Annotated in this window: 18 protein-coding genes and 1 rRNA gene; 18 read left to right on the forward strand and 1 reads right to left on the reverse strand. The window is 65.6% G+C overall.

Features of this window, described 5'->3' with window-relative positions; translation table 11 throughout:
* Positions 1–59 precede the first annotated feature (59 nt).
* The 16 genes from rho (at position 60) to RCP37_RS06585 (ending at position 14,741) form a co-directional block, all read left to right on the forward strand.
* Positions 60–2,066, forward strand: coding sequence for a transcription termination factor Rho (rho, locus tag RCP37_RS06510; RefSeq protein WP_308486123.1), 2,007 nt, complete (start codon positions 60–62; stop codon positions 2,064–2,066).
* A 144-nt stretch (positions 2,067–2,210) separates the two neighbouring features.
* A complete protein-coding gene (gene rpmE, locus RCP37_RS06515; protein WP_046285340.1) occupies positions 2,211–2,456 on the forward strand; it encodes a 50S ribosomal protein L31 in 246 nt (81 codons plus the stop codon).
* 72 nt (positions 2,457–2,528) lie between these two features.
* Positions 2,529–3,605 carry a peptide chain release factor 1 gene (prfA, locus tag RCP37_RS06520; RefSeq protein WP_308486124.1) on the forward strand — a complete coding sequence of 359 codons (1,077 nt, stop codon included), beginning with the start codon at positions 2,529–2,531 and terminating at the stop codon, positions 3,603–3,605.
* Between the two features lie 5 nt (positions 3,606–3,610).
* Positions 3,611–4,453: a peptide chain release factor N(5)-glutamine methyltransferase gene (prmC, locus tag RCP37_RS06525; RefSeq protein ID WP_308486971.1), complete on the forward strand. Its 843-nt coding sequence runs from the start codon at positions 3,611–3,613 to the stop codon at positions 4,451–4,453.
* Positions 4,450–5,109, forward strand: a complete 660-nt coding sequence (locus tag RCP37_RS06530; RefSeq protein ID WP_308486125.1) for an L-threonylcarbamoyladenylate synthase — start codon at positions 4,450–4,452, stop codon at positions 5,107–5,109. Before prmC ends, RCP37_RS06530 begins: the two co-directional genes overlap by 4 nt.
* Entirely contained in the window at positions 5,106–6,284 is a 1,179-nt protein-coding gene (locus RCP37_RS06535; RefSeq protein WP_207543140.1) for a glycosyltransferase family 4 protein, read from the forward strand. Before RCP37_RS06530 ends, RCP37_RS06535 begins: the two co-directional genes overlap by 4 nt.
* 115 nt (positions 6,285–6,399) lie before the next feature.
* Entirely contained in the window at positions 6,400–6,846 is a 447-nt protein-coding gene (locus RCP37_RS06540) for an ATP synthase subunit I (protein ID WP_308486126.1), read from the forward strand.
* Complete coding sequence (gene atpB / locus RCP37_RS06545; protein WP_308486127.1) at positions 6,839–7,594, forward strand: F0F1 ATP synthase subunit A; 756 nt, start codon at positions 6,839–6,841, stop codon at positions 7,592–7,594. The genes RCP37_RS06540 and atpB overlap by 8 nt, the downstream gene beginning before the upstream one ends.
* Before the next feature lie 61 nt (positions 7,595–7,655).
* A complete protein-coding gene (locus RCP37_RS06550) occupies positions 7,656–7,916 on the forward strand; it encodes a F0F1 ATP synthase subunit C (protein ID WP_019735417.1) in 261 nt (86 codons plus the stop codon).
* A gap of 8 nt (positions 7,917–7,924) precedes the next feature.
* The gene (locus tag RCP37_RS06555) at positions 7,925–8,446 is read left to right on the forward strand and encodes a F0F1 ATP synthase subunit B (RefSeq protein WP_308486128.1); all 522 of its coding nucleotides are present in this window, start codon (positions 7,925–7,927) and stop codon (positions 8,444–8,446) included.
* Positions 8,447–8,454: 8 nt separating this feature from the next.
* Positions 8,455–9,786 carry a F0F1 ATP synthase subunit B/delta gene (locus RCP37_RS06560; protein WP_308486129.1) on the forward strand — a complete coding sequence of 444 codons (1,332 nt, stop codon included), beginning with the start codon at positions 8,455–8,457 and terminating at the stop codon, positions 9,784–9,786.
* Positions 9,787–9,846: 60 nt separating this feature from the next.
* Positions 9,847–11,496, forward strand: coding sequence for a F0F1 ATP synthase subunit alpha (gene atpA / locus RCP37_RS06565; protein WP_308486130.1), 1,650 nt, complete (start codon positions 9,847–9,849; stop codon positions 11,494–11,496).
* 7 nt (positions 11,497–11,503) lie between these two features.
* Positions 11,504–12,427: a F0F1 ATP synthase subunit gamma gene (locus tag RCP37_RS06570; protein ID WP_308486131.1), complete on the forward strand. Its 924-nt coding sequence runs from the start codon at positions 11,504–11,506 to the stop codon at positions 12,425–12,427.
* Between the two features lie 24 nt (positions 12,428–12,451).
* Positions 12,452–13,882, forward strand: coding sequence for a F0F1 ATP synthase subunit beta (gene atpD, locus RCP37_RS06575; RefSeq protein WP_067975131.1), 1,431 nt, complete (start codon positions 12,452–12,454; stop codon positions 13,880–13,882).
* 34 nt (positions 13,883–13,916) lie between these two features.
* A complete protein-coding gene (locus tag RCP37_RS06580; protein WP_064889093.1) occupies positions 13,917–14,282 on the forward strand; it encodes a F0F1 ATP synthase subunit epsilon in 366 nt (121 codons plus the stop codon).
* A 15-nt stretch (positions 14,283–14,297) separates the two neighbouring features.
* Complete coding sequence (locus RCP37_RS06585) at positions 14,298–14,741, forward strand: DUF2550 domain-containing protein (protein WP_308486132.1); 444 nt, start codon at positions 14,298–14,300, stop codon at positions 14,739–14,741.
* 46 nt (positions 14,742–14,787) lie between these two features.
* Here RCP37_RS06585 and RCP37_RS06590 read toward each other — a convergent pair whose 3' ends face one another.
* Positions 14,788–15,378, reverse strand: coding sequence for a cob(I)yrinic acid a,c-diamide adenosyltransferase (locus RCP37_RS06590; RefSeq protein WP_308486133.1), 591 nt, complete (start codon positions 15,376–15,378; stop codon positions 14,788–14,790).
* Positions 15,379–15,479: 101 nt separating this feature from the next.
* Here RCP37_RS06590 and murA point away from each other — a divergent pair, with 101 nt between their 5' ends.
* Both murA and RCP37_RS06600 read left to right on the forward strand, forming a co-directional pair.
* The gene (murA, locus tag RCP37_RS06595) at positions 15,480–16,733 is read left to right on the forward strand and encodes a UDP-N-acetylglucosamine 1-carboxyvinyltransferase (RefSeq protein WP_308486134.1); all 1,254 of its coding nucleotides are present in this window, start codon (positions 15,480–15,482) and stop codon (positions 16,731–16,733) included.
* A gap of 371 nt (positions 16,734–17,104) precedes the next feature.
* Positions 17,105–18,639: ribosomal RNA gene (locus RCP37_RS06600) — 16S ribosomal RNA — on the forward strand.
* The last annotated feature ends 121 nt before the right edge of the window (positions 18,640–18,760 follow it).

Below are 18,760 nucleotides of genomic sequence, written 5' to 3' on the forward strand. Positions count from 1 at the left end.
CCGCTGAATGCAACCAAGCCCCTCGCGTGAGAAAACCGACGAGGGAAGAAAGGAAATCCGTGACCGAAACGGACCTCTTCACGGCTGAAGGCAGCACCGACCAGGAATCGCTGCCGACCCCCCCGAGTACTTCCGAGACCAGCCAGGACGCAGCCGCCGGCGGTAGTGACGCCGCGCCGTCCGCCCCGGAAACCGCCTCGGCGCCGGCCACCGAGTCCGCTCCCGCTTCGGCGCCCGACAACGGCGCTGCAACCGCCCCCACCGACAGCTCGCTGTCGGCGATGGTGCTGCCCGAACTGCGGGCGCTGGCCAACCGCGTCGGTGTCAAGGGCTCCTCCGGGATGCGCAAGAGCGAACTGATCGCCGCGATCCGCGAGGTCTCCGGCAACGGCGGCAGTGGCGCCGAAGCGCCGAAGACACAGGCCAGCGCCGAGCAGCCCGCCAATGGCGCGGCCAACGGTGCCGAGCCCGCCCCGGCCAACGAGGCGGACGCTGCCGCGGCCCCGCGGCGCCGCGAACGGCGTGGCGCCAGCCGGGCGACCGGCTCGCCCGCTGCCGATGGCGGCGAGGCCGAGAAGCCGGCCGAGCAGGACAAGGACAAGGACGACAAGGACAAGCCTGCCGAGGCAGAGCCCCAGGGCGAGCCGCGCAAGCAGGGTCGGAACGACGACAAGGCCGACAAGGCGGAGCAGTCCGGTGGGCGCCGTGAGCGCGAGGGCGCCAAGAGCGACGCCAAAACCGACGAAGCCGCGCAGTCCAAGCGCGACGACCAAGGCGGCGACCAGTCCAACCGCGGCGGTGGCGACGACGACGACCGCGGTGGCCGTCGTGGCCGTCGCTTCCGTGACCGGCGTCGCCGTGGCGAGCGCGGTGGCGAGGGCGGCGGTGGCGAACGCGGTGACGCCGAGCTGCGCGAGGACGACGTCGTCCAGCCGGTCGCCGGCATCCTCGACGTGCTCGACAACTACGCGTTCGTGCGCACCTCGGGCTACCTGGCTGGACCCAACGACGTCTACGTCTCGATGAACATGGTCCGCAAGAACGGGCTGCGCCGCGGCGACGCGGTGACCGGCGCCGTGCGGGTGGCCCGGGACGGCGACCAGCCCAACCAGCGGCAGAAGTTCAATCCGCTGGTGCGGTTGGACTCGGTCAACGGCGGCCCGGTTGAAGAGGCTCGGAACCGTCCGGACTTCACCAAGCTGACCCCGCTGTACCCGAACCAGCGGCTGCGGTTGGAGACCTCGGGGGAGAAGCTGACCACCCGCGTCATCGACCTGATCATGCCGATCGGCAAGGGGCAGCGTGCCCTGATCGTGTCACCGCCCAAGGCCGGTAAGACCACGATCATGCAGGACATCGCCAACGCGATCACCCGCAACAATCCCGAGTGCCACCTGATGGTGGTGCTGGTCGACGAGCGTCCCGAAGAAGTCACCGACATGCAGCGCTCGGTCAAGGGTGAGGTCATCGCCTCCACGTTCGACCGGCCGCCGTCAGACCACACCCAGGCCGCCGAGCTGGCCATCGAGCGGGCCAAGCGCCTGGTCGAGCAGGGCAAGGACGTCGTCGTGCTGCTGGACTCGATCACCCGGCTGGGTCGTGCCTACAACAACGCCTCCCCGGCGTCGGGCCGCATCCTGTCCGGTGGTGTGGACTCCACCGCGCTCTACCCGCCCAAGCGGTTCCTGGGCGCGGCCCGCAACATCGAGGACGGCGGTTCGCTGACCATCATCGCCACCGCGATGGTGGAGACCGGCTCCACCGGTGACACCGTGATCTTCGAAGAGTTCAAGGGCACCGGTAACGCCGAGCTCAAGCTGGACCGCAAGATCGCCGAGCGCCGGGTATTCCCGGCCGTCGACGTCAACCCGTCGGGCACTCGTAAGGACGAGCTCCTGCTCTCGCCGGACGAGTTCGCGATCGTGCACAAGCTGCGTCGTCTGCTGTCCGGCCTGGACTCGCATCAGGCCATCGACTTGCTGATGAGCCAGCTGCGCAAGACCAAGAACAACTACGAGTTCCTGGTGCAGGTGTCCAAGACCACGCCGGGAATGGACAACGACTGATCTGCCGCTGGAATGCGCCAGCCGCTCCGGGCGTTTTGGGAGGGGCTGGCGCAGCTGGCATAATCGACAACCTCAGGTTCCGGTTCACGTCTGCCCCACATTCGAAGGCGGGCGACCCGGCGGCCCACGATTGAAGAGGACATCATGAAAACTGGCATTCACCCCGCCTACGGCGAGACCACCGTGGTCTGCGGTTGTGGCAACAGCTTCACCACCCGTAGCACCAAGGAGAGCGGCCACATCGTGGTCGAGGTCTGCTCGCAGTGCCACCCGTTCTACACCGGCAAGCAGAAGATCCTGGACAGCGGCGGCCGTGTCGCGCGCTTCGAGAAGCGCTACGGCAAGCGCAACGCCGGTGCCGCCGCAACTGCGGCAGCCGACGACAAATAGCTCCCTCACCGACGCCCGGAACGTGCCAGCACGTCATCCGGGCGTCGGTTTGCGTTCGGGGATGGAGGTGAGATGACCCAAAGCATTCAGGGGATTGACGCCCTGCTGGCCGAGCACGCCGCCCTGGAAACGCAGCTGTCGGATCCCGAACTGCACAACGATCCGGCCGAGGCACGTCGGGCCGGTCGGCGTTTCGCCCAACTGGCGCCCATCATCGCCACCCACCGCAAGCTCGAGTCGGCCCGCGGTGACCTCGAAGCCGCCCGGGAACTGGCCGCCGATGACGCGTCCTTCGCGGCCGAGATCCCGGAGCTGGAGGCGCGCGTCGCCGAGCTGGACACCGCGCTCACCGACATGCTGGCGCCTCGCGACCCGCACGACGCCGACGACATCGTGCTCGAGGTCAAATCCGGCGAAGGCGGCGAGGAATCGGCGTTGTTCGCCGCTGACCTGGCCCGGATGTACATCCGCTACGCAGAACGCCAGGGCTGGAAGGTGACCGTCCTCGACGAGACCACCTCCGACCTCGGCGGCTACAAAGACGCCACCCTGACCATCGCGAGCAAGGGCGACAGCGCCGACGGTGTCTGGTCGAAGATGAAGTTCGAGGGCGGTGTGCACCGCGTGCAGCGAGTCCCGGTGACCGAGTCGCAGGGGCGCGTCCACACCTCGGCGGCCGGCGTGTTGGTCTACCCCGAGCCCGAAGAGGTCGCCGAGGTGGCCATCGACGAGTCGGACCTGCGCATCGACGTCTACCGCTCCTCCGGCAAGGGCGGCCAGGGCGTCAACACCACCGACTCCGCGGTGCGTATCACCCACTTGCCGACCGGGATTGTCGTCACCTGCCAGAACGAGCGGTCGCAGCTGCAGAACAAGGCCCGTGCATTGCAGGTTTTGGCGGCCCGGCTGCAGGCGGTTGCCGAGGAGCAGGCTCAGGCGGATGCCTCGGCCGATCGGGCCAGCCAGATCCGCACTGTGGACCGCAGCGAACGCATCCGCACTTACAACTTCCCGGAAAACCGGATCACCGACCACCGCATCGGCTACAAGGCGCACAACCTCGACCAGGTCCTCGACGGGGATCTCGATCCGATGTTCGACGCGCTGGCAGCCGCCGATAAGGAAACCCGGTTACAGGGGACGGCGTGAGCCGAATGAGGGACGCGATCGACTCCGCTGCAGCGCTTTTCGCTGATGCCGGGATTGATTCCGCCCGCTACGACGCTGAAGAGCTCGCCGCCCATGCGGCCGGCACCGACCGTGGCCGGCTGGCGCTGCTGGGTCCACCCGACGACGAGTTCTTCGGCCGTTACCGGGAATTGGTTGCCGCACGCAGTTCCCGGGTCCCGTTGCAACACCTGATCGGGACCGCGGCGTTCGGCCCGGTGACGCTGCAAGTTGGCCCGGGAGTGTTCACCCCGCGCCCGGAGACCGAGGCCATGCTGGAATGGGCGCTCAAACAAGCCGAGGCTCAACAGCTTCCCGCGCTGATCGTCGACGCCTGCACCGGGTCCGGTGCCCTCGCGATCGCGTTGGCTCACAGTCTCCCCGCCGCGCGGGTACTGGCTGTCGACGACTCCGAATCGGCACTGGATTACGCCCGCCGCAACTGTGCCGGCACCGCGGTAGAGTTGATCCGCGCCGACATAACCCAGCCAGGCCTGCTGTCGGAGCTTGACGGTCAAGTTGACCTGATGGTCAGCAACCCGCCCTATATTCCCGACGGTGCGGAGTTAGATCCCGAAGTAGCCCAGCATGATCCGGAGCACGCGCTGTTCGGCGGCCCGGACGGAATGTCGGTGATCACTCCGCTGGCCCACCTGGCAGCCCGATTGCTGCGCCCGGGTGGACTATTCGCCGTCGAGCATGACGACACCACGCCGGCGGCCACCGTCCAAACTGTGCGCGGCACCGGATTTTTCGACGAGGTAGTGTCCCGGCCCGACCTGACTGGGCGGCTCCGGTTCGTGACGGCGATCAGGAACAATCAACCATGACAGAGGTTTTCGACTGCGCCGACGCCGACCAGCGTGCGGCCGGTATCGCGGCGGCGATCGACGCTGTGCGCGGTGGACGCCTGGTGGTGCTGCCGACCGACACGGTCTATGGCATCGGTGCCGATGCCTTTAACGCCGCCGGGGTGACCGCGCTTCTGGCGGCCAAACGACGCGGCCGTGACATGCCGGTGGGCGTGCTGGTGGGGTCGTGGAACTCCATCGACGGGCTGGCCCTGATCGTGCCGGAGACCGCCCGTGAACTGATCCGCGCCTTCTGGCCGGGCGCGCTCAGCCTGATCGTCACCCAAGCCCCGTCGCTGCAGTGGGACCTCGGCGAAGCCCGCGGCACGGTCATGGTGCGCATGCCGCTGCATCCGGTGGCACTGGAAGTCCTCAAGGCGGTGGGCCCGATGGCGGTGTCCAGCGCCAACGTCTCCGGCGGGTCGCCCGCCGTCGAGGCCGGCGAAGCGCAAAGCCAACTGGGGGAGTCCGTCGACGTCTACCTCGACGCGGGACCGGCCGAACAGGGTGCGGCCTCGACGATCGTGGATCTCACCGGCCCCGCACCGCGGATCGTCCGCACCGGACCGGTCACCGCCGAACAGATCGGCGCGGTGCTGGGGCTGGATCCGGACTCGCTGACGGGAACACCGTGACCAGCCTGCTGGCCCTGGCCGACCGTGGCGCCGGCGTGCCACTGCGAGAACTCGCGTTAGTGGGCCTGACCGCCGCGATCATCACCTACTTCACCACCGGACCCGTTCGCTGGATGGCCACCCGGATCGGCGCGGTCGCCTACCCGCGCGAACGTGACGTCCATGTGCAGCCCACTCCGCGGATGGGCGGGTTGGCGATGTACGTCGGCATCGTCGCCGGGATCTTCCTGGCCTCTCAGCTGCCGGCACTGACGCGCGGCTTCGTCTATTCCACCGGCATGCCGGCGGTGGTGCTGGCCGGCGGCGTCATCATGGGAATCGGTCTGCTCGACGACAAGTGGGGCCTGGACGCCCTGACCAAATTCGCCGGCCAGATCACCGCGGCCAGCGTGCTCGTCACCATGGGTGTGGCCTGGAGCGTGCTCTACATCCCGATCGGCGGCGTGGGCACCGTGGTGCTCGACCAGGTGTCCTCGATCCTGCTGACGCTGGCGCTGACGGTCTCGATCGTCAACGCGATGAACTTCGTCGACGGCCTCGACGGGCTGGCCGCCGGCCTGGGATTGATCACCGCACTGGCGATCTGCATGTTCTCCGTCGGCGTGCTGCAGGACCACGGCGGCGACGTGCTGTTCTACCCGCCCGCGTTGATCTCGGTGGTCTTGGCCGGGGCTTGTTTGGGTTTCCTGCCACACAATTTCAGCCCCGCAAAGATCTTCATGGGCGACTCCGGCTCGATGCTGATCGGCCTGATGCTGGCGGCGGCGTCCACCACCGCGGCCGGGCCGATCTCGCAAACCGCCTACGGCGCGCGCGACGTCTTCGCGCTGCTGTCGCCGTTCCTGCTGGTGGCGGCAGTGATGTGCGTGCCGGCGCTGGACGTGCTGCTGGCGATCATCCGTCGGACTCGTGCCGGGCTCAGTCCGTTCAGTCCGGACAAGATGCACCTGCACCATCGGTTGCTGCAGATCGGCCACTCCGATCGCCGGGTGGTGCTGCTGATCTACTTGTGGACGGCGATCGTCGCGTTCGGGGCGGCTGGCACCATCTTCTTCGACCCGCGCTACACCGGGGCGGTGATGTTGGGTGCAATGCTCATCGCGATTGTCGTTACGCTCATCCCGTTGCTACGCCGGGGCGGCGCCTCGGAAGACGACCCCTACGACACGCGGTAGTAGCACCGTCTAAGATGGTGTTGTAGGTGGTTCCACAGTGCGTTCGGGCATCCGATACGCTCGGCGGGCGACTTCACGACAGTGACGCAGGGCAGATTCAGATTGGGGTGAGGCGGTGACGACACCAGCGCAGGATGCGCCGTTGGTGTTGCCGTCGGTGGTGTTCCAGCCGATTCGGCTGTCACTGATCTGTGTTGCTCTGACCGCTGCCGCAATTGCCGCGGCCGCTCAGTTCGGCCGACCGCTCTTCGGTGTGTTCTTCGGGCTGGGCCTGGCGCTCGGCTTGGGCAATGCGCTCCTGATTCGCCGGTCGGCGCTGAAGATCACCGCCGCCGACCACCCGCTGAAGAAGAAGATGGCGCTGAACTCGGCGTCTCGTCTGCTGGTCATCAGCGTGATCGGCTTGGCGATCGCTTACCAGTTCCGTCCAGAGGGCCTCGGTGCGCTGTTCGGATTGGCCTTGTTCGAGGTAGTGCTGGTGCTGACCACCATGCTGCCAGTGGTAAAAAAGCTCCGCGCGCAAGCGTCAGAGTCGGGCGCTGAAGGGACGGAAAATGACTGAGTCGATCCTGGCTGAGGGAGCCATCGAGGTCGGCCACCACGAGACCGCGGTGTGGCCGCTGGTCGGTGAGGTCAACATCGACACCATCACCTCCACCGCGATCGCAGCGGTGATCGTGATCGCCCTGGCGCTCTTCCTGCGCGCCAAGGTCACCTCGAGCGGGGTCCCCGGCGGGGTGCAGCTGTTCTTCGAGGCGATCACCATTCAGATGCGCAACCAGATCGAGGGTGCCATCGGGATGAAGATCGCCCCGTTCGTGCTGCCGCTGGCGGTGACGATCTTCATCTTCATCCTGGTCTGCAACTGGCTCTCGGTGCTGCCGTTCCAGTACGCCGACGAGCACGGCATCCACGAGCTGATCTCCTCTGCCGCCGCCGACATCAACTTCGTGCTGGCGCTGGCCCTGCTGGTGTTCTGCGGCTACCACTTGGCCGGGTTCTGGCGCCGCGGCTTCATCGGCCACCCGCTGCGGGTTCTCAAGGGCCACGTCGCGATCCTGGCGCCGATCAACCTGGTCGAAGAGATCGCCAAGCCGGTCTCGCTGTCTCTGCGTCTGTTCGGCAACATCTTCGCCGGCGGCATCCTGGTCAGCCTGATCGCGCTGCTGGGGCCGGTCTTCATGGTCGCGCCGAACGCGATCTGGAAGACCTTCGACCTGTTCGTCGGACTGATCCAGGCGTTCATCTTCGCGCTGCTGACGATCCTGTACTTCAGCCAGGCCATGGAGCTCGAAGAAGACCACCACTAGTACCACCTGCACGACCACATCAGACCTGGTAGAGCACTACCAGCTAGCAAGGAGGAATGAAATGGCAGATCCCAATCTGATCGGACTTGGTGCCCTCATCGGCGGCGGTCTCATCATGGGCGGCGGTGCCATCGGCGCCGGTATCGGTGACGGTATCGCCGGTAACGCTCTGATCGCCGGTATCGCCCGTCAGCCCGAAGCCCAGGGTCGCCTGTTCACCCCGTTCTTCATCACGGTTGGTCTGGTCGAAGCGGCCTACTTCATCAACCTGGCCTTCATGGCGTTGTTCGTCTTCGCCACCCCGATCGCCGCACAGCAGTAACGCACAAGATGGGTGACATGAGCGTTGCTGTCCTCGCGTTGAGCGAGGCGGCTGAGGAAGGCCCGAAGAAGAGCTTCCTCATTCCCGACGGCACCTTCTTCGTCGTGCTCGCGATCTTCCTGATCGTGCTCGGCGTGATCAGTACCTTCGTGGTGCCGCCGATCATGAAGGTGCTGCGGGAGCGCGAGAACATGGTCACCAAGACTCTCGCCGACAATCGGGAGTCCGCTGAGCAGTTCGCGGCCGCCGATGCCGACTACGAGAAGCAGATGGCGGCAGCGCGCCTTGAGGCCAGCACGGCACGGGACGAAGCTCGTGCCGAGGGGCGCAAGGTGATCGACGAGCAGCGGTCGGCGGCCGAGGCGGAGGTGGCCTCGACATTGCAGGCCGCCACCGACAAGCTCAAGCAAGAAGGCGATGCGGTGAGTGAGCAGCTGCAGGCCCGGGTGGAGGCACTGTCTTCCACCCTGGCCAGCCGGATCCTCGGTGTTGAGGCTGAGGCACTTTCCGCGGCGAGTACGGGGCGGTAGCAACAGAGATGTCGATTTTCATCGGGCAGCTGGTCGGCTTTGCCATCATCGTTTGGCTGCTGGTCAAGTTCGTCGTACCACCGGTACGCAAGCTGATGGCCGACCAGCAGGAGTCGGTGCGCAAGCAGCTGGAGGAGGCGGCAGCAGCCGCCGCTCGTCTGACCGAAGCCGGTCAGGCGCACTCCACGGCACTGGCCAACGCCTCGGCCGAGGCGCAGCGGGTCACCGCGGAGGCCCACTCGGACGCCGAGCGGATCGCCGAGCAACTGCGCAGCCAGGCCGGCGTCGAAGCCGAGCGCGTGAAGACCACCGGCGGACAGCAGGTCGGTCTCATGCGGGCGCAACTCATCCGTGAGCTGCGGTCCGGCTTGGGTGCCGAAGCTGTGCAGCGGGCGGGCGAACTGGTTCGCGCGCACGTCTCCGACCCGCAGCGGCAGTCCGCCACTGTGGACCGGTTCCTCGACGAGCTCGACGCCATGGCGCCGAAGTCCGTCGAGGTCGAATCGCCGATCTTGGTCCGGATGCGTTCGGCCAGCCGTCAGGCGTTGGCCGGCCTGCTGGACAAGTTCGGCGAGGTGGCCGGTGGCCTGGACCAGCAGGGCTTGGCCTCGCTGGCCGATGACCTGACCGCGGTCGCCGAGCTGCTCGAGCGCGAGGTCGTGATCACGCGGCACCTGACCGTGCCGATCGACGACGCCGCACCGAAGGTCCGCCTCGTGCAGCGCCTGTTCGCCGACAAGGTCGGTGCCCCCGCCCTGACGCTGGTGACCGCCGCCGCTTCTGCCCGGTGGTCCAACGGCGCGGACCTGATCACCGCCGTGGAGCACGTCGCCCGGCAGGCACTGCTGCTGTCGGCCGAGAGCGCTGGCACGGTCGACGAGGTGGAGGACCAGCTGTTCCGGTTCTCCCGCGTGTTGGACGCCCAGCCCCGTCTGGACATCCTGCTCGGCGACACCGCGACCCCGGCCGCTGGTCGGGTCGGGTTGCTGCGCAATGTCGTCGGCAGTGGTACCAACCCGATCACGGTGGCGCTGCTTGAGCAGACCGTACGGCTGCTCAGTGGCCAGTCCGCACACGAAGCGATCACCGAGCTTGCTCAGATCGCAGTGGCACGTCGCGGCGAGCTGGTGGCGCACGTCGGTGCGGCCGCCGAGCTCAGCGACGCCCAGCGCACCCGGCTGAACACGGTCCTGAGCCGGATCTACAGCCACCCGGTCCGCGTGCAGGTCGGCGTCGACCCGGCACTGCTGGGCGGGTTGACGATCTCGGTCGGCGACGAGGTGATCGACGGCGCGCTGTCGTCGCGTCTCGCCGCAGCCAAGACGCAGTTGCCCGACTGATCAAGACCTACCCGGTCCAAGAGCCCAACACCCATTTCGAAGGCAGGAAGACGAAAAGCCATGGCAGAGTTGACAATCTCCTCTGACGACATTCAGGGGGCGATCGAGGAGTACGTGAGCTCCTTCAGCGCCGACACCGCGCGCGAGGAGGTCGGCACCGTCATCGACGCCGGCGACGGCATCGCACACGTCGAGGGCCTTCCTTCGGTGATGACCCAGGAGCTCCTCGAGTTCCCCGGCGGCGTGCTGGGCGTAGCCCTGAACCTCGACGAGCACAGCGTCGGCGCGGTCATCCTGGGCAACTTCGAGAACATCGAGCAGGGCCAGCAGGTCAAGCGCACCGGTGAGGTGCTCTCGGTGCCGGTCGGCGACGGCTTCCTCGGTCGCGTCGTCAACCCGCTGGGACAGCCCATCGACGCGCGCGGCGAGATCGAGGCCGAGACCCGTCGTCCGCTGGAGATGCAGGCCCCCTCGGTGGTTCAGCGTCAGAGCGTGTCCGAGCCGCTGCAGACCGGCATCAAGGCCGTCGACGCCATGACCCCGATCGGCCGCGGCCAGCGTCAGCTCGTCATCGGCGACCGCAAGACCGGCAAGACCGCGCTCTGTGTGGACACCATCCTCAACCAGCGCAAGAACTGGGAGACCGGCGACCCGAACCAGCAGGTTCGTTGCGTCTACGTCGCGATCGGCCAGAAGGGCACCACCATCGCCAGCGTGCGTCGCGCGCTGGAAGAGGGTGGCGCCATGGACTACACCACGATCGTCGCCGCGCCCGCGTCGGACTCCGCCGGCTTCAAGTGGCTGGCCCCCTACACCGGCTCGGCGATCGCCCAGCACTGGATGTACTCGGGCAAGCACGTGCTGATCGTCTTCGACGACCTGACCAAGCAGGCCGAGGCCTACCGCGCCATCTCGCTGCTGCTGCGCCGCCCGCCGGGCCGCGAGGCCTACCCGGGTGACGTGTTCTACCTGCACTCCCGTCTGCTGGAGCGTTGCGCGAAGCTCTCCGACGAGCTGGGTGGCGGTTCGCTGACCGGTCTGCCGATCATCGAGACCAAGGCCAACGACATCTCGGCCTACATCCCGACCAACGTCATCTCGATCACCGACGGCCAGTGCTTCCTGGAGAGCGACCTGTTCAACCAGGGCGTCCGCCCGGCCATCAACGTCGGTGTGTCGGTGTCCCGTGTCGGTGGCGCCGCCCAGATCAAGGCGATGAAGGAGGTGGCCGGCTCGCTGCGTCTGGACCTGTCGCAGTACCGCGAGCTGGAGGCCTTCGCCGCTTTCGCCTCCGACCTGGACGCCACCAGCAAGGCTCAGCTGGAGCGTGGTGCACGCCTGGTGGAGCTGCTCAAGCAGCCCCAGTACGCACCGCTGCCCGTCGAGGAGCAGGTGGTCTCGATCTTCCTGGGTACTGAAGGTCACCTGGACTCGGTGCCGGTCGAGGATGTGGGCCGCTTCGAAGCCGAGCTGCTGGACCACATCCGGGCCTCGGAGAACGACCTGCTGACCGGGATCCGCGAGAGCAAGAAGCTCTCCGACGAGGCCAACGAGAAGCTGGTTGCAGTGATCAACCAGTTCAAGAAGGGCTTCGCCGCCTCGGACGGCAGCTCGGTGGTTCCCGACGAGCACGTCGACGCGCTTGACGAGGACAAGCTCGGCAAGGAAGCGGTGCAGGTCCACAAGGCCGCGCCGGCGAAGAAGAAGTAACGCCGCTATGGCAGCCACACTTCGCGAACTACGCGGGCGAATCCGCTCAGCCGGGTCGATCAAGAAGATCACCAAGGCTCAGGAGCTGATCGCCACCTCGCGTATCGGCCGGGCGCAGACTCGGCTGGAAACGGCCCGGCCGTACGCCGACGAGATCACCCGATTGCTCACCACTCTGGCCGCCGAGGCGGCCCTGGAGCACCCGCTGCTGGTCGAGCGCAGCGAGCCCAAGCGGGCGGGTGTCCTGGTGGTGTCGTCCGACCGTGGTCTGTGTGGCGGCTACAACGCCAACGTCTTCCGCCGGGCAGAGGAGCTGTTCTCTCTGCTGCGCTCGGAGGGTAAGGACCCGGTTCTCTACGTCGTCGGACGCAAGGCCCTGGCCTACTACTCGTTCCGGAACTGGGCGGTCACCGACTCCTGGACCGGATTCTCCGAGCAGCCGACCTACGAGAACGCCGCCACGATCGCCTCGACTCTGGTTGAGGCCTTCCTGGCCGGCGTCGACGACGACGGCGACCACCCGGGCACCGACGGGGTCCTGGGCGTCGACGAACTGCACATCGTGTCGACCGACTTCCGCTCGATGCTGTCGCAGTCGGCCGAGGCGCGTCGGATCGCCCCGATGCTGGTGGAGTACGTGGGCGAGGAGAGCGGTCCGAAGACCCTGTACTCCTTCGAGCCGGACGCCACCACGCTGTTCGACTCGTTGCTGCCGCGGTATCTGACCACCCGTGTGTATGCCGCGCTGCTCGACTCGGCGGCCTCGGAGCTGGCTTCGCGCCAGCGCGCGATGAAGTCGGCGACCGACAATGCCGACGACTTGATCAAAGCGTTGACCCTTGAGGCCAACCGTGAGCGCCAGGCTCAGATCACCCAGGAAATCAGCGAAATCGTTGGCGGTGCGAATGCCCTCGCCGACGCCGCCCGGTAAGTCCCCAAGGAAGCGAAGAAGATAATGACTGTTACCGCTGACAAGACAACCGCCGGCCGCGTGGTACGCGTCACCGGCCCCGTCGTCGACGTCGAGTTCCCCCGGGGCGCGGTGCCTGAGCTGTTCAACGCTCTGCACGCGGAGATCTCCTTCTCGGAGCTGGCCAAGACGCTGACCCTCGAGGTCGCCCAGCACTTGGGTGACAACCTGGTCCGCACCATTTCGATGCAGCCCACCGACGGCCTGGTGCGTGGCACCGAGGTCACCGACACCGGTGCCGCGATCTCGGTGCCGGTGGGTCACGAGGTCAAGGGCCACGTGTTCAACGCCCTCGGGAACTGCCTCGACAAGCCGGGCTACGGCGAGGACTTCGAGCACTGGGGCATCCACCGGAAGCCCCCGGCCTTCAATGAGCTGGAACCGCGCACCGAGATGCTCGAGACCGGCCTGAAGGTCGTCGACCTGCTCACCCCGTACGTGCGTGGCGGCAAGATCGCCCTGTTCGGTGGTGCCGGCGTGGGCAAGACCGTGCTTATCCAGGAGATGATCAACCGTATCGCCCGCAACTTCGGTGGCACCTCGGTGTTCGCCGGCGTGGGGGAGCGCACCCGTGAGGGCAACGACCTGTGGGTCGAGCTCGAGGACGCCAACGTGCTCAAGGACACCGCCTTGGTGTTCGGTCAGATGGACGAGCCGCCGGGCACTCGTATGCGCGTGGCGCTGTCGGCCCTGACCATGGCCGAGTGGTTCCGCGACGAGGCGGGCCAGGACGTGCTGCTGTTCATCGACAACATCTTCCGGTTCACCCAGGCCGGCTCCGAGGTTTCGACCCTGCTGGGCCGCATGCCTTCGGCCGTGGGTTACCAGCCCACGCTGGCCGACGAGATGGGTGAGCTGCAGGAGCGGATCACCTCGACCCGCGGTCGGTCCATCACCTCGATGCAGGCCGTGTACGTGCCCGCCGACGACTACACCGACCCGGCGCCGGCGACCACGTTCGCGCACCTGGACGCGACCACCGAGCTCAGCCGTGCGGTGTTCTCCAAGGGCATCTTCCCGGCGGTGGACCCGCTGGCCTCCAGCTCGACCATTCTGGACCCGGCCATCGTCGGCGACGACCACTACCGTGTCGCCCAGGAGGTCATCCGGGTGCTCCAGCGGTACAAGGACCTGCAGGACATCATCGCCATCCTCGGTATCGACGAGCTCTCCGAAGAGGACAAGCAGCTGGTCGGCAGGGCACGGCGTATCGAGCGGTTCCTGAGCCAGAACATGATGGCTGCCGAGCAGTTCACCGGCCAGCCCGGTTCGACGGTGCCGCTGAAGGAGACCATCGAGGCCTTCGACCGCTTGACCAAGGGCGACTTCGACCACCTGCCCGAGCAGGCGTTCTTCCTGATCGGTGGTCTCGACGACCTGGCCAAGAAGGCCGAGAGCCTGGGCGCCAAGCTGTGACGCGGACTCCTACCAAGACGAAAGGCGGTGGGTAATGGCAGAGCTTGACGTCGACATCGTCGCGGTCGATCGCAAGGTGTGGTCGGGCAAGGCCACGTTCATCTTCACCCGGACCACCGTCGGTGAGATCGGCATCCTGCCGGGACACATCCCGGTGGTTGCCGAGCTCGTCGATGACGCGATGGTGCGGGTGGACCGCGTCGAGGAGGACGAACTGCGGCTTGCCGTACACGGCGGCTTCCTGTCGGTGACCGAAGAGGGCGTCAGCATCTTGGCTGAGGCCGTCGACTTCACCTCGGAGATCGACGAGGCGTCCGCACGGCACGAGGCCCAGTCCAGCGACCCCAAGATGGCTGCACGGGGGCGGGCCAGGCTGCGCGCCCTGGGTCTAATCGACTAAGAGGCTCGAGAACCGATGAGCACGCCCATGATCTGCATGGTCGTGCTCGTCGGCGTTTTGCTGGGCGCCGTTGTTGCGCTCAGCTACCGGCTGTGGAAGCTGCGTCAGGGCGGTACGGCCGCGATCATGCGCGACCTTCCGGCCGTTGGCGGACACGGCTGGCGTCATGGCGTGGTCCGCTATCGCGGCGGCGAAGCGGCTTTCTACCGTCTTTCCAGCGTGCGGTTGTGGCCGGATCGTCGGCTCAGTCGACGTGGCGTGGACGTGGTGGCCCGCCGTGCGCCCCGCGGCGACGAATTCGACATCATGACCGACGAGATCGTGGTGCTCGAACTCTGCGATGTCGCTCAGGACCGTCGGGCCGGCTTCGAGATAGCGCTGGACCGCGGCGCGCGGACCGCCTTCCTGTCCTGGCTGGAGGCGCGCCCGTCCCCGCGGGCCCGGCGGCAGAGCTACTGAACAAGCCGACTGAACAAGCCGAGGTCGCTGGAGCCGTTGGCGCAGACTACTTTTCGGGGCGATCAGTGCGTTCGCCGCCGGGCTTCCAGAGCACGTCACCATCGGTGTTTGCCACTCGGCACAGGACAAACATCAAGTCCGACAAGCGATTCAAATACTTTGCCGGCAGCACCGACACGCCCTCGGGGTAGGCATCGAGTGCGGCCCAGGCCGAGCGCTCGGCCCGGCGCACCGCGGTTCGAGCCACGTGCAGCAGTGCCGACAGTGGTGAGCCGCCCGGCAGGATGAACGAGTTGAGCGGGGGCAGCTGTTCGTTGTACTCGTCACACCACGCCTCCACTCGGTCGACGTAGTCGGCGGTGATCCGCAGCGGCGGGTACTTCGGATTCTCGGCGACCGGCGTGGCCAGATCCGCACCTGCGTCGAACAGGTCGTTTTGAATGTGCAGCAGTGTGGCGCTCACCACCTCGGCGGGTTCGCCGAGCGCAATCGCGACACCGATCGCGGCGTTGGCCTCCTCGACATCGGCGTAGGCCACCAACCGCGGATCGGTCTTGGGTACGCGGGAGAAGTCGCTCAAGCCGGTCGTTCCGTCGTCGCCGGTACGGGTGTAAACGCGCGTGATGTGCACTGCCATAGCCCAAACCGTACCGGGGGAGGGAACCGGTGCAATCCCCGCTTCGGCAGCAGCCCCGGATTGGTCGGGATAGGGCTCGTGTCGTCACTACACTGACGCGAGTGGGTGAGCGTTTCGTGGTTACCGGGGGTAACCGATTGTCCGGTGAGGTCGCCGTCGGTGGCGCTAAGAACAGCGTCCTGAAGCTGATGGCGGCGGCTTTGTTGGCGGAGGGCACCAGCACCATCACCAACTGCCCGGACATTCTGGACGTGCCGCTGATGGCCGAGGTGCTGCGCGGCTTGGGTGCCAATGTCGAACTTGAGGGCACCACCGTGCGCATCACCTCGCCCGACGAACCCAAATACGACGCGGACTTCGCCGCGGTGCGCCAGTTCCGGGCGTCGGTCTGTGTGTTGGGCCCCCTGGTGGGGCGGTGTCTGAAGGCGAAAGTCGCACTACCGGGCGGCGACGCGATCGGCTCGCGCCCGCTCGACATGCATCAAGCCGGCCTGCGGCAGCTGGGCGCCACCTGCAATATCGAACACGGCTGTGTGGTTGCCCACGCCGAGAAGCTGCGCGGCGCCGAGATCCAGTTGGAGTTCCCGTCGGTCGGCGCCACCGAGAACATCCTGATGGCCGCGGTCCTGGCCGAAGGCGTCACGACCATCCACAACGCGGCACGTGAGCCCGATGTCGCTGATCTCTGCACGATGCTCAACCAGATGGGCGCCCAGATCGAAGGTGCGGGTTCTCCAACGCTGAAGATCACCGGGGTACCACGTCTGCATCCCACCGAACACGAAGTGATCGGCGACCGGATCGTGGCGGCGACCTGGGCGATTGCTGCGGTGATGACCCGCGGCGACATCTCGGTCACCGGGGTGGACCCATCTCACCTGCAGCTTGTTCTGCACAAGCTGCACGATGCGGGGGCGACGGTCACCCAGTCCGATAACGGCTTCCGGGTGGTGCAATACGAGCGGCCGAAGGCCGTCAACGTCGCGACCTTGCCGTTTCCCGGATTCCCCACTGACCTGCAGCCGATGGCGATCGGCCTCGCGGCGATCGCCGATGGCACATCGATGATCACCGAGAACGTCTTCGAGGCCAGATTCCGGTTCGTCGAGGAGATGATCCGCCTTGGGGCCGATGCGCGTACCGACGGCCACCATGCGGTGGTGCGTGGGCTGCCGCAGCTCTCGAGTGCACCCGTGTGGGCCTCCGACATCCGTGCTGGAGCCGGTCTGGTCCTTGCGGGCCTGGTCGCAGACGGTGAGACCGAGGTCCACGACGTTTTCCACATCGATCGCGGCTACCCGTTATTCGTGGAATATCTAGGCGATTTGGGCGCTGAGATAGAACGTGTAATATAGGTCGAGCCGGAGGGACGCGGACCGCGGAACTACCGGCAGTCTGGAAGTCCTTCCGGAAGCCCCGAAAAATTGGGAGTTGACTCAACTCCGAAAAGCGAGTACAGTAGCGGGGTTGCCTGAAGCCAGGCAGCAAGTCTGGAAGTCCTTCTGGAAGCCCCGAAAAGCTCGGAGTTGACTTAGCTTCAACTCAAGAGTATAGTACGGGGGTTGCCTGAAGCCAGGCGGCGTGTTGTTTGAGAACTCAATAGTGTGTTTGGTGAAATTTTTTGTTGTTGTTTTTGCCATGCCTTCGGCGCCCCGTGTTGGGGGTGTGGCGTATTTTTTGATGTCAGTTTTTGACTGATGTTTTGGGATTGTTTCCAAATTGTTTTTGTTTGGAGAGTTTGATCCTGGCTCAGGACGAACGCTGGCGGCGTGCTTAACACATGCAAGTCGAACGGAAAGGCCCCTTCGGGGGTACTCGAGTGGCGAACGGGTGAGTAACACGTGGGTGATCTGCCCTGCACTTTGGGATAAGCCTGGGAAACTGGGTCTAATACCGAATAGGACCACGCGCTTCATGGTGTGTGGTGGAAAGCTTTTGCGGTGTGGGATGGGCCCGCGGCCTATCAGCTTGTTGGTGGGGTAATGGCCTACCAAGGCGACGACGGGTAGCCGGCCTGAGAGGGTGTCCGGCCACACTGGGACTGAGATACGGCCCAGACTCCTACGGGAGGCAGCAGTGGGGAATATTGCACAATGGGCGCAAGCCTGATGCAGCGACGCCGCGTGGGGGATGACGGCCTTCGGGTTGTAAACCTCTTTCAGTATCGGCGAAGCTCCAAGGTTTTCTTTGGGGTGACGGTAGGTACAGAAGAAGCACCGGCCAACTACGTGCCAGCAGCCGCGGTAATACGTAGGGTGCGAGCGTTGTCCGGAATTACTGGGCGTAAAGAGCTCGTAGGTGGTTTGTCACGTTGTCCGTGAAAACTCACAGCTTAACTGTGGGCGTGCGGGCGATACGGGCAGACTGGAGTACTGTAGGGGAGACTGGAATTCCTGGTGTAGCGGTGGAATGCGCAGATATCAGGAGGAACACCGGTGGCGAAGGCGGGTCTCTGGGCAGTAACTGACGCTGAGGAGCGAAAGCGTGGGGAGCGAACAGGATTAGATACCCTGGTAGTCCACGCCGTAAACGGTGGGTACTAGGTGTGGGTTTCCTTCCTTTAGGGATCCGTGCCGTAGCTAACGCATTAAGTACCCCGCCTGGGGAGTACGGCCGCAAGGCTAAAACTCAAAGGAATTGACGGGGGCCCGCACAAGCGGCGGAGCATGTGGATTAATTCGATGCAACGCGAAGAACCTTACCTGGGTTTGACATGCACAGGACGCCGGTAGAGATATCGGTTCCCTTGTGGCCTGTGTGCAGGTGGTGCATGGCTGTCGTCAGCTCGTGTCGTGAGATGTTGGGTTAAGTCCCGCAACGAGCGCAACCCTTGTCTCATGTTGCCAGCACGTAATGGTGGGGACTCGTGAGAGACTGCCGGGGTCAACTCGGAGGAAGGTGGGGATGACGTCAAGTCATCATGCCCCTTATGTCCAGGGCTTCACACATGCTACAATGGCCGGTACAAAGGGCTGCGATCCCGTGAGGGTTAGCGAATCCTTTAAAGCCGGTCTCAGTTCGGATTGGGGTCTGCAACTCGACCCCATGAAGTCGGAGTCGCTAGTAATCGCAGATCAGCAACGCTGCGGTGAATACGTTCCCGGGCCTTGTACACACCGCCCGTCACGTCATGAAAGTCGGTAACACCCGAAGCCGGTGGCCTAACCCTTGTGGAGGGAGCCGTCGAAGGTGGGATCGGCGATTGGGACGAAGTCGTAACAAGGTAGCCGTACCGGAAGGTGCGGCTGGATCACCTCCTTTCTAAGGAGCACCATTTTCCCCCGTCCCCGCAACAGTGCGGGATGTGATGGTTGGGATATTTTTCGCCGGCGCCTGTAGTGGGTTGTCGGTGGTGCAGATTGTTTTGAAACAACAACAGCTT

Source organism: Mycolicibacter sp. MU0102 (genome assembly GCF_963378105.1).
Classification (GTDB): Bacteria; Actinomycetota; Actinomycetes; order Mycobacteriales; family Mycobacteriaceae; genus Mycobacterium; species Mycobacterium holstebronense.

Excerpts from the sequence above, each read along its gene's own strand:
- rpmE (WP_046285340.1), top strand. The coding sequence starts at position 2,211 with ATGAAAACTGGCATTCACCCCGCCTACGGCGAGACCACCGTGGTCTGC.
- prmC (WP_308486971.1), top strand. The coding sequence starts at position 3,611 with ATGAGGGACGCGATCGACTCCGCTGCAGCGCTTTTCGCTGATGCCGGG.
- atpD (WP_067975131.1), top strand. The coding sequence starts at position 12,452 with ATGACTGTTACCGCTGACAAGACAACCGCCGGCCGCGTGGTACGCGTC.
- prfA (WP_308486124.1), top strand. The coding sequence starts at position 2,529 with ATGACCCAAAGCATTCAGGGGATTGACGCCCTGCTGGCCGAGCACGCC.
- atpB (WP_308486127.1), top strand. The coding sequence starts at position 6,839 with ATGACTGAGTCGATCCTGGCTGAGGGAGCCATCGAGGTCGGCCACCAC.
- RCP37_RS06530 (WP_308486125.1), top strand. The coding sequence starts at position 4,450 with ATGACAGAGGTTTTCGACTGCGCCGACGCCGACCAGCGTGCGGCCGGT.
- RCP37_RS06555 (WP_308486128.1), top strand. The coding sequence starts at position 7,925 with ATGGGTGACATGAGCGTTGCTGTCCTCGCGTTGAGCGAGGCGGCTGAG.
- RCP37_RS06585 (WP_308486132.1), top strand. The coding sequence starts at position 14,298 with ATGAGCACGCCCATGATCTGCATGGTCGTGCTCGTCGGCGTTTTGCTG.
- RCP37_RS06560 (WP_308486129.1), top strand. The coding sequence starts at position 8,455 with ATGTCGATTTTCATCGGGCAGCTGGTCGGCTTTGCCATCATCGTTTGG.
- RCP37_RS06590 (WP_308486133.1), bottom strand. The coding sequence starts at position 15,378 with ATGGCAGTGCACATCACGCGCGTTTACACCCGTACCGGCGACGACGGA.
- RCP37_RS06580 (WP_064889093.1), top strand. The coding sequence starts at position 13,917 with ATGGCAGAGCTTGACGTCGACATCGTCGCGGTCGATCGCAAGGTGTGG.
- RCP37_RS06570 (WP_308486131.1), top strand. The coding sequence starts at position 11,504 with ATGGCAGCCACACTTCGCGAACTACGCGGGCGAATCCGCTCAGCCGGG.
- atpA (WP_308486130.1), top strand. The coding sequence starts at position 9,847 with ATGGCAGAGTTGACAATCTCCTCTGACGACATTCAGGGGGCGATCGAG.
- RCP37_RS06550 (WP_019735417.1), top strand. The coding sequence starts at position 7,656 with ATGGCAGATCCCAATCTGATCGGACTTGGTGCCCTCATCGGCGGCGGT.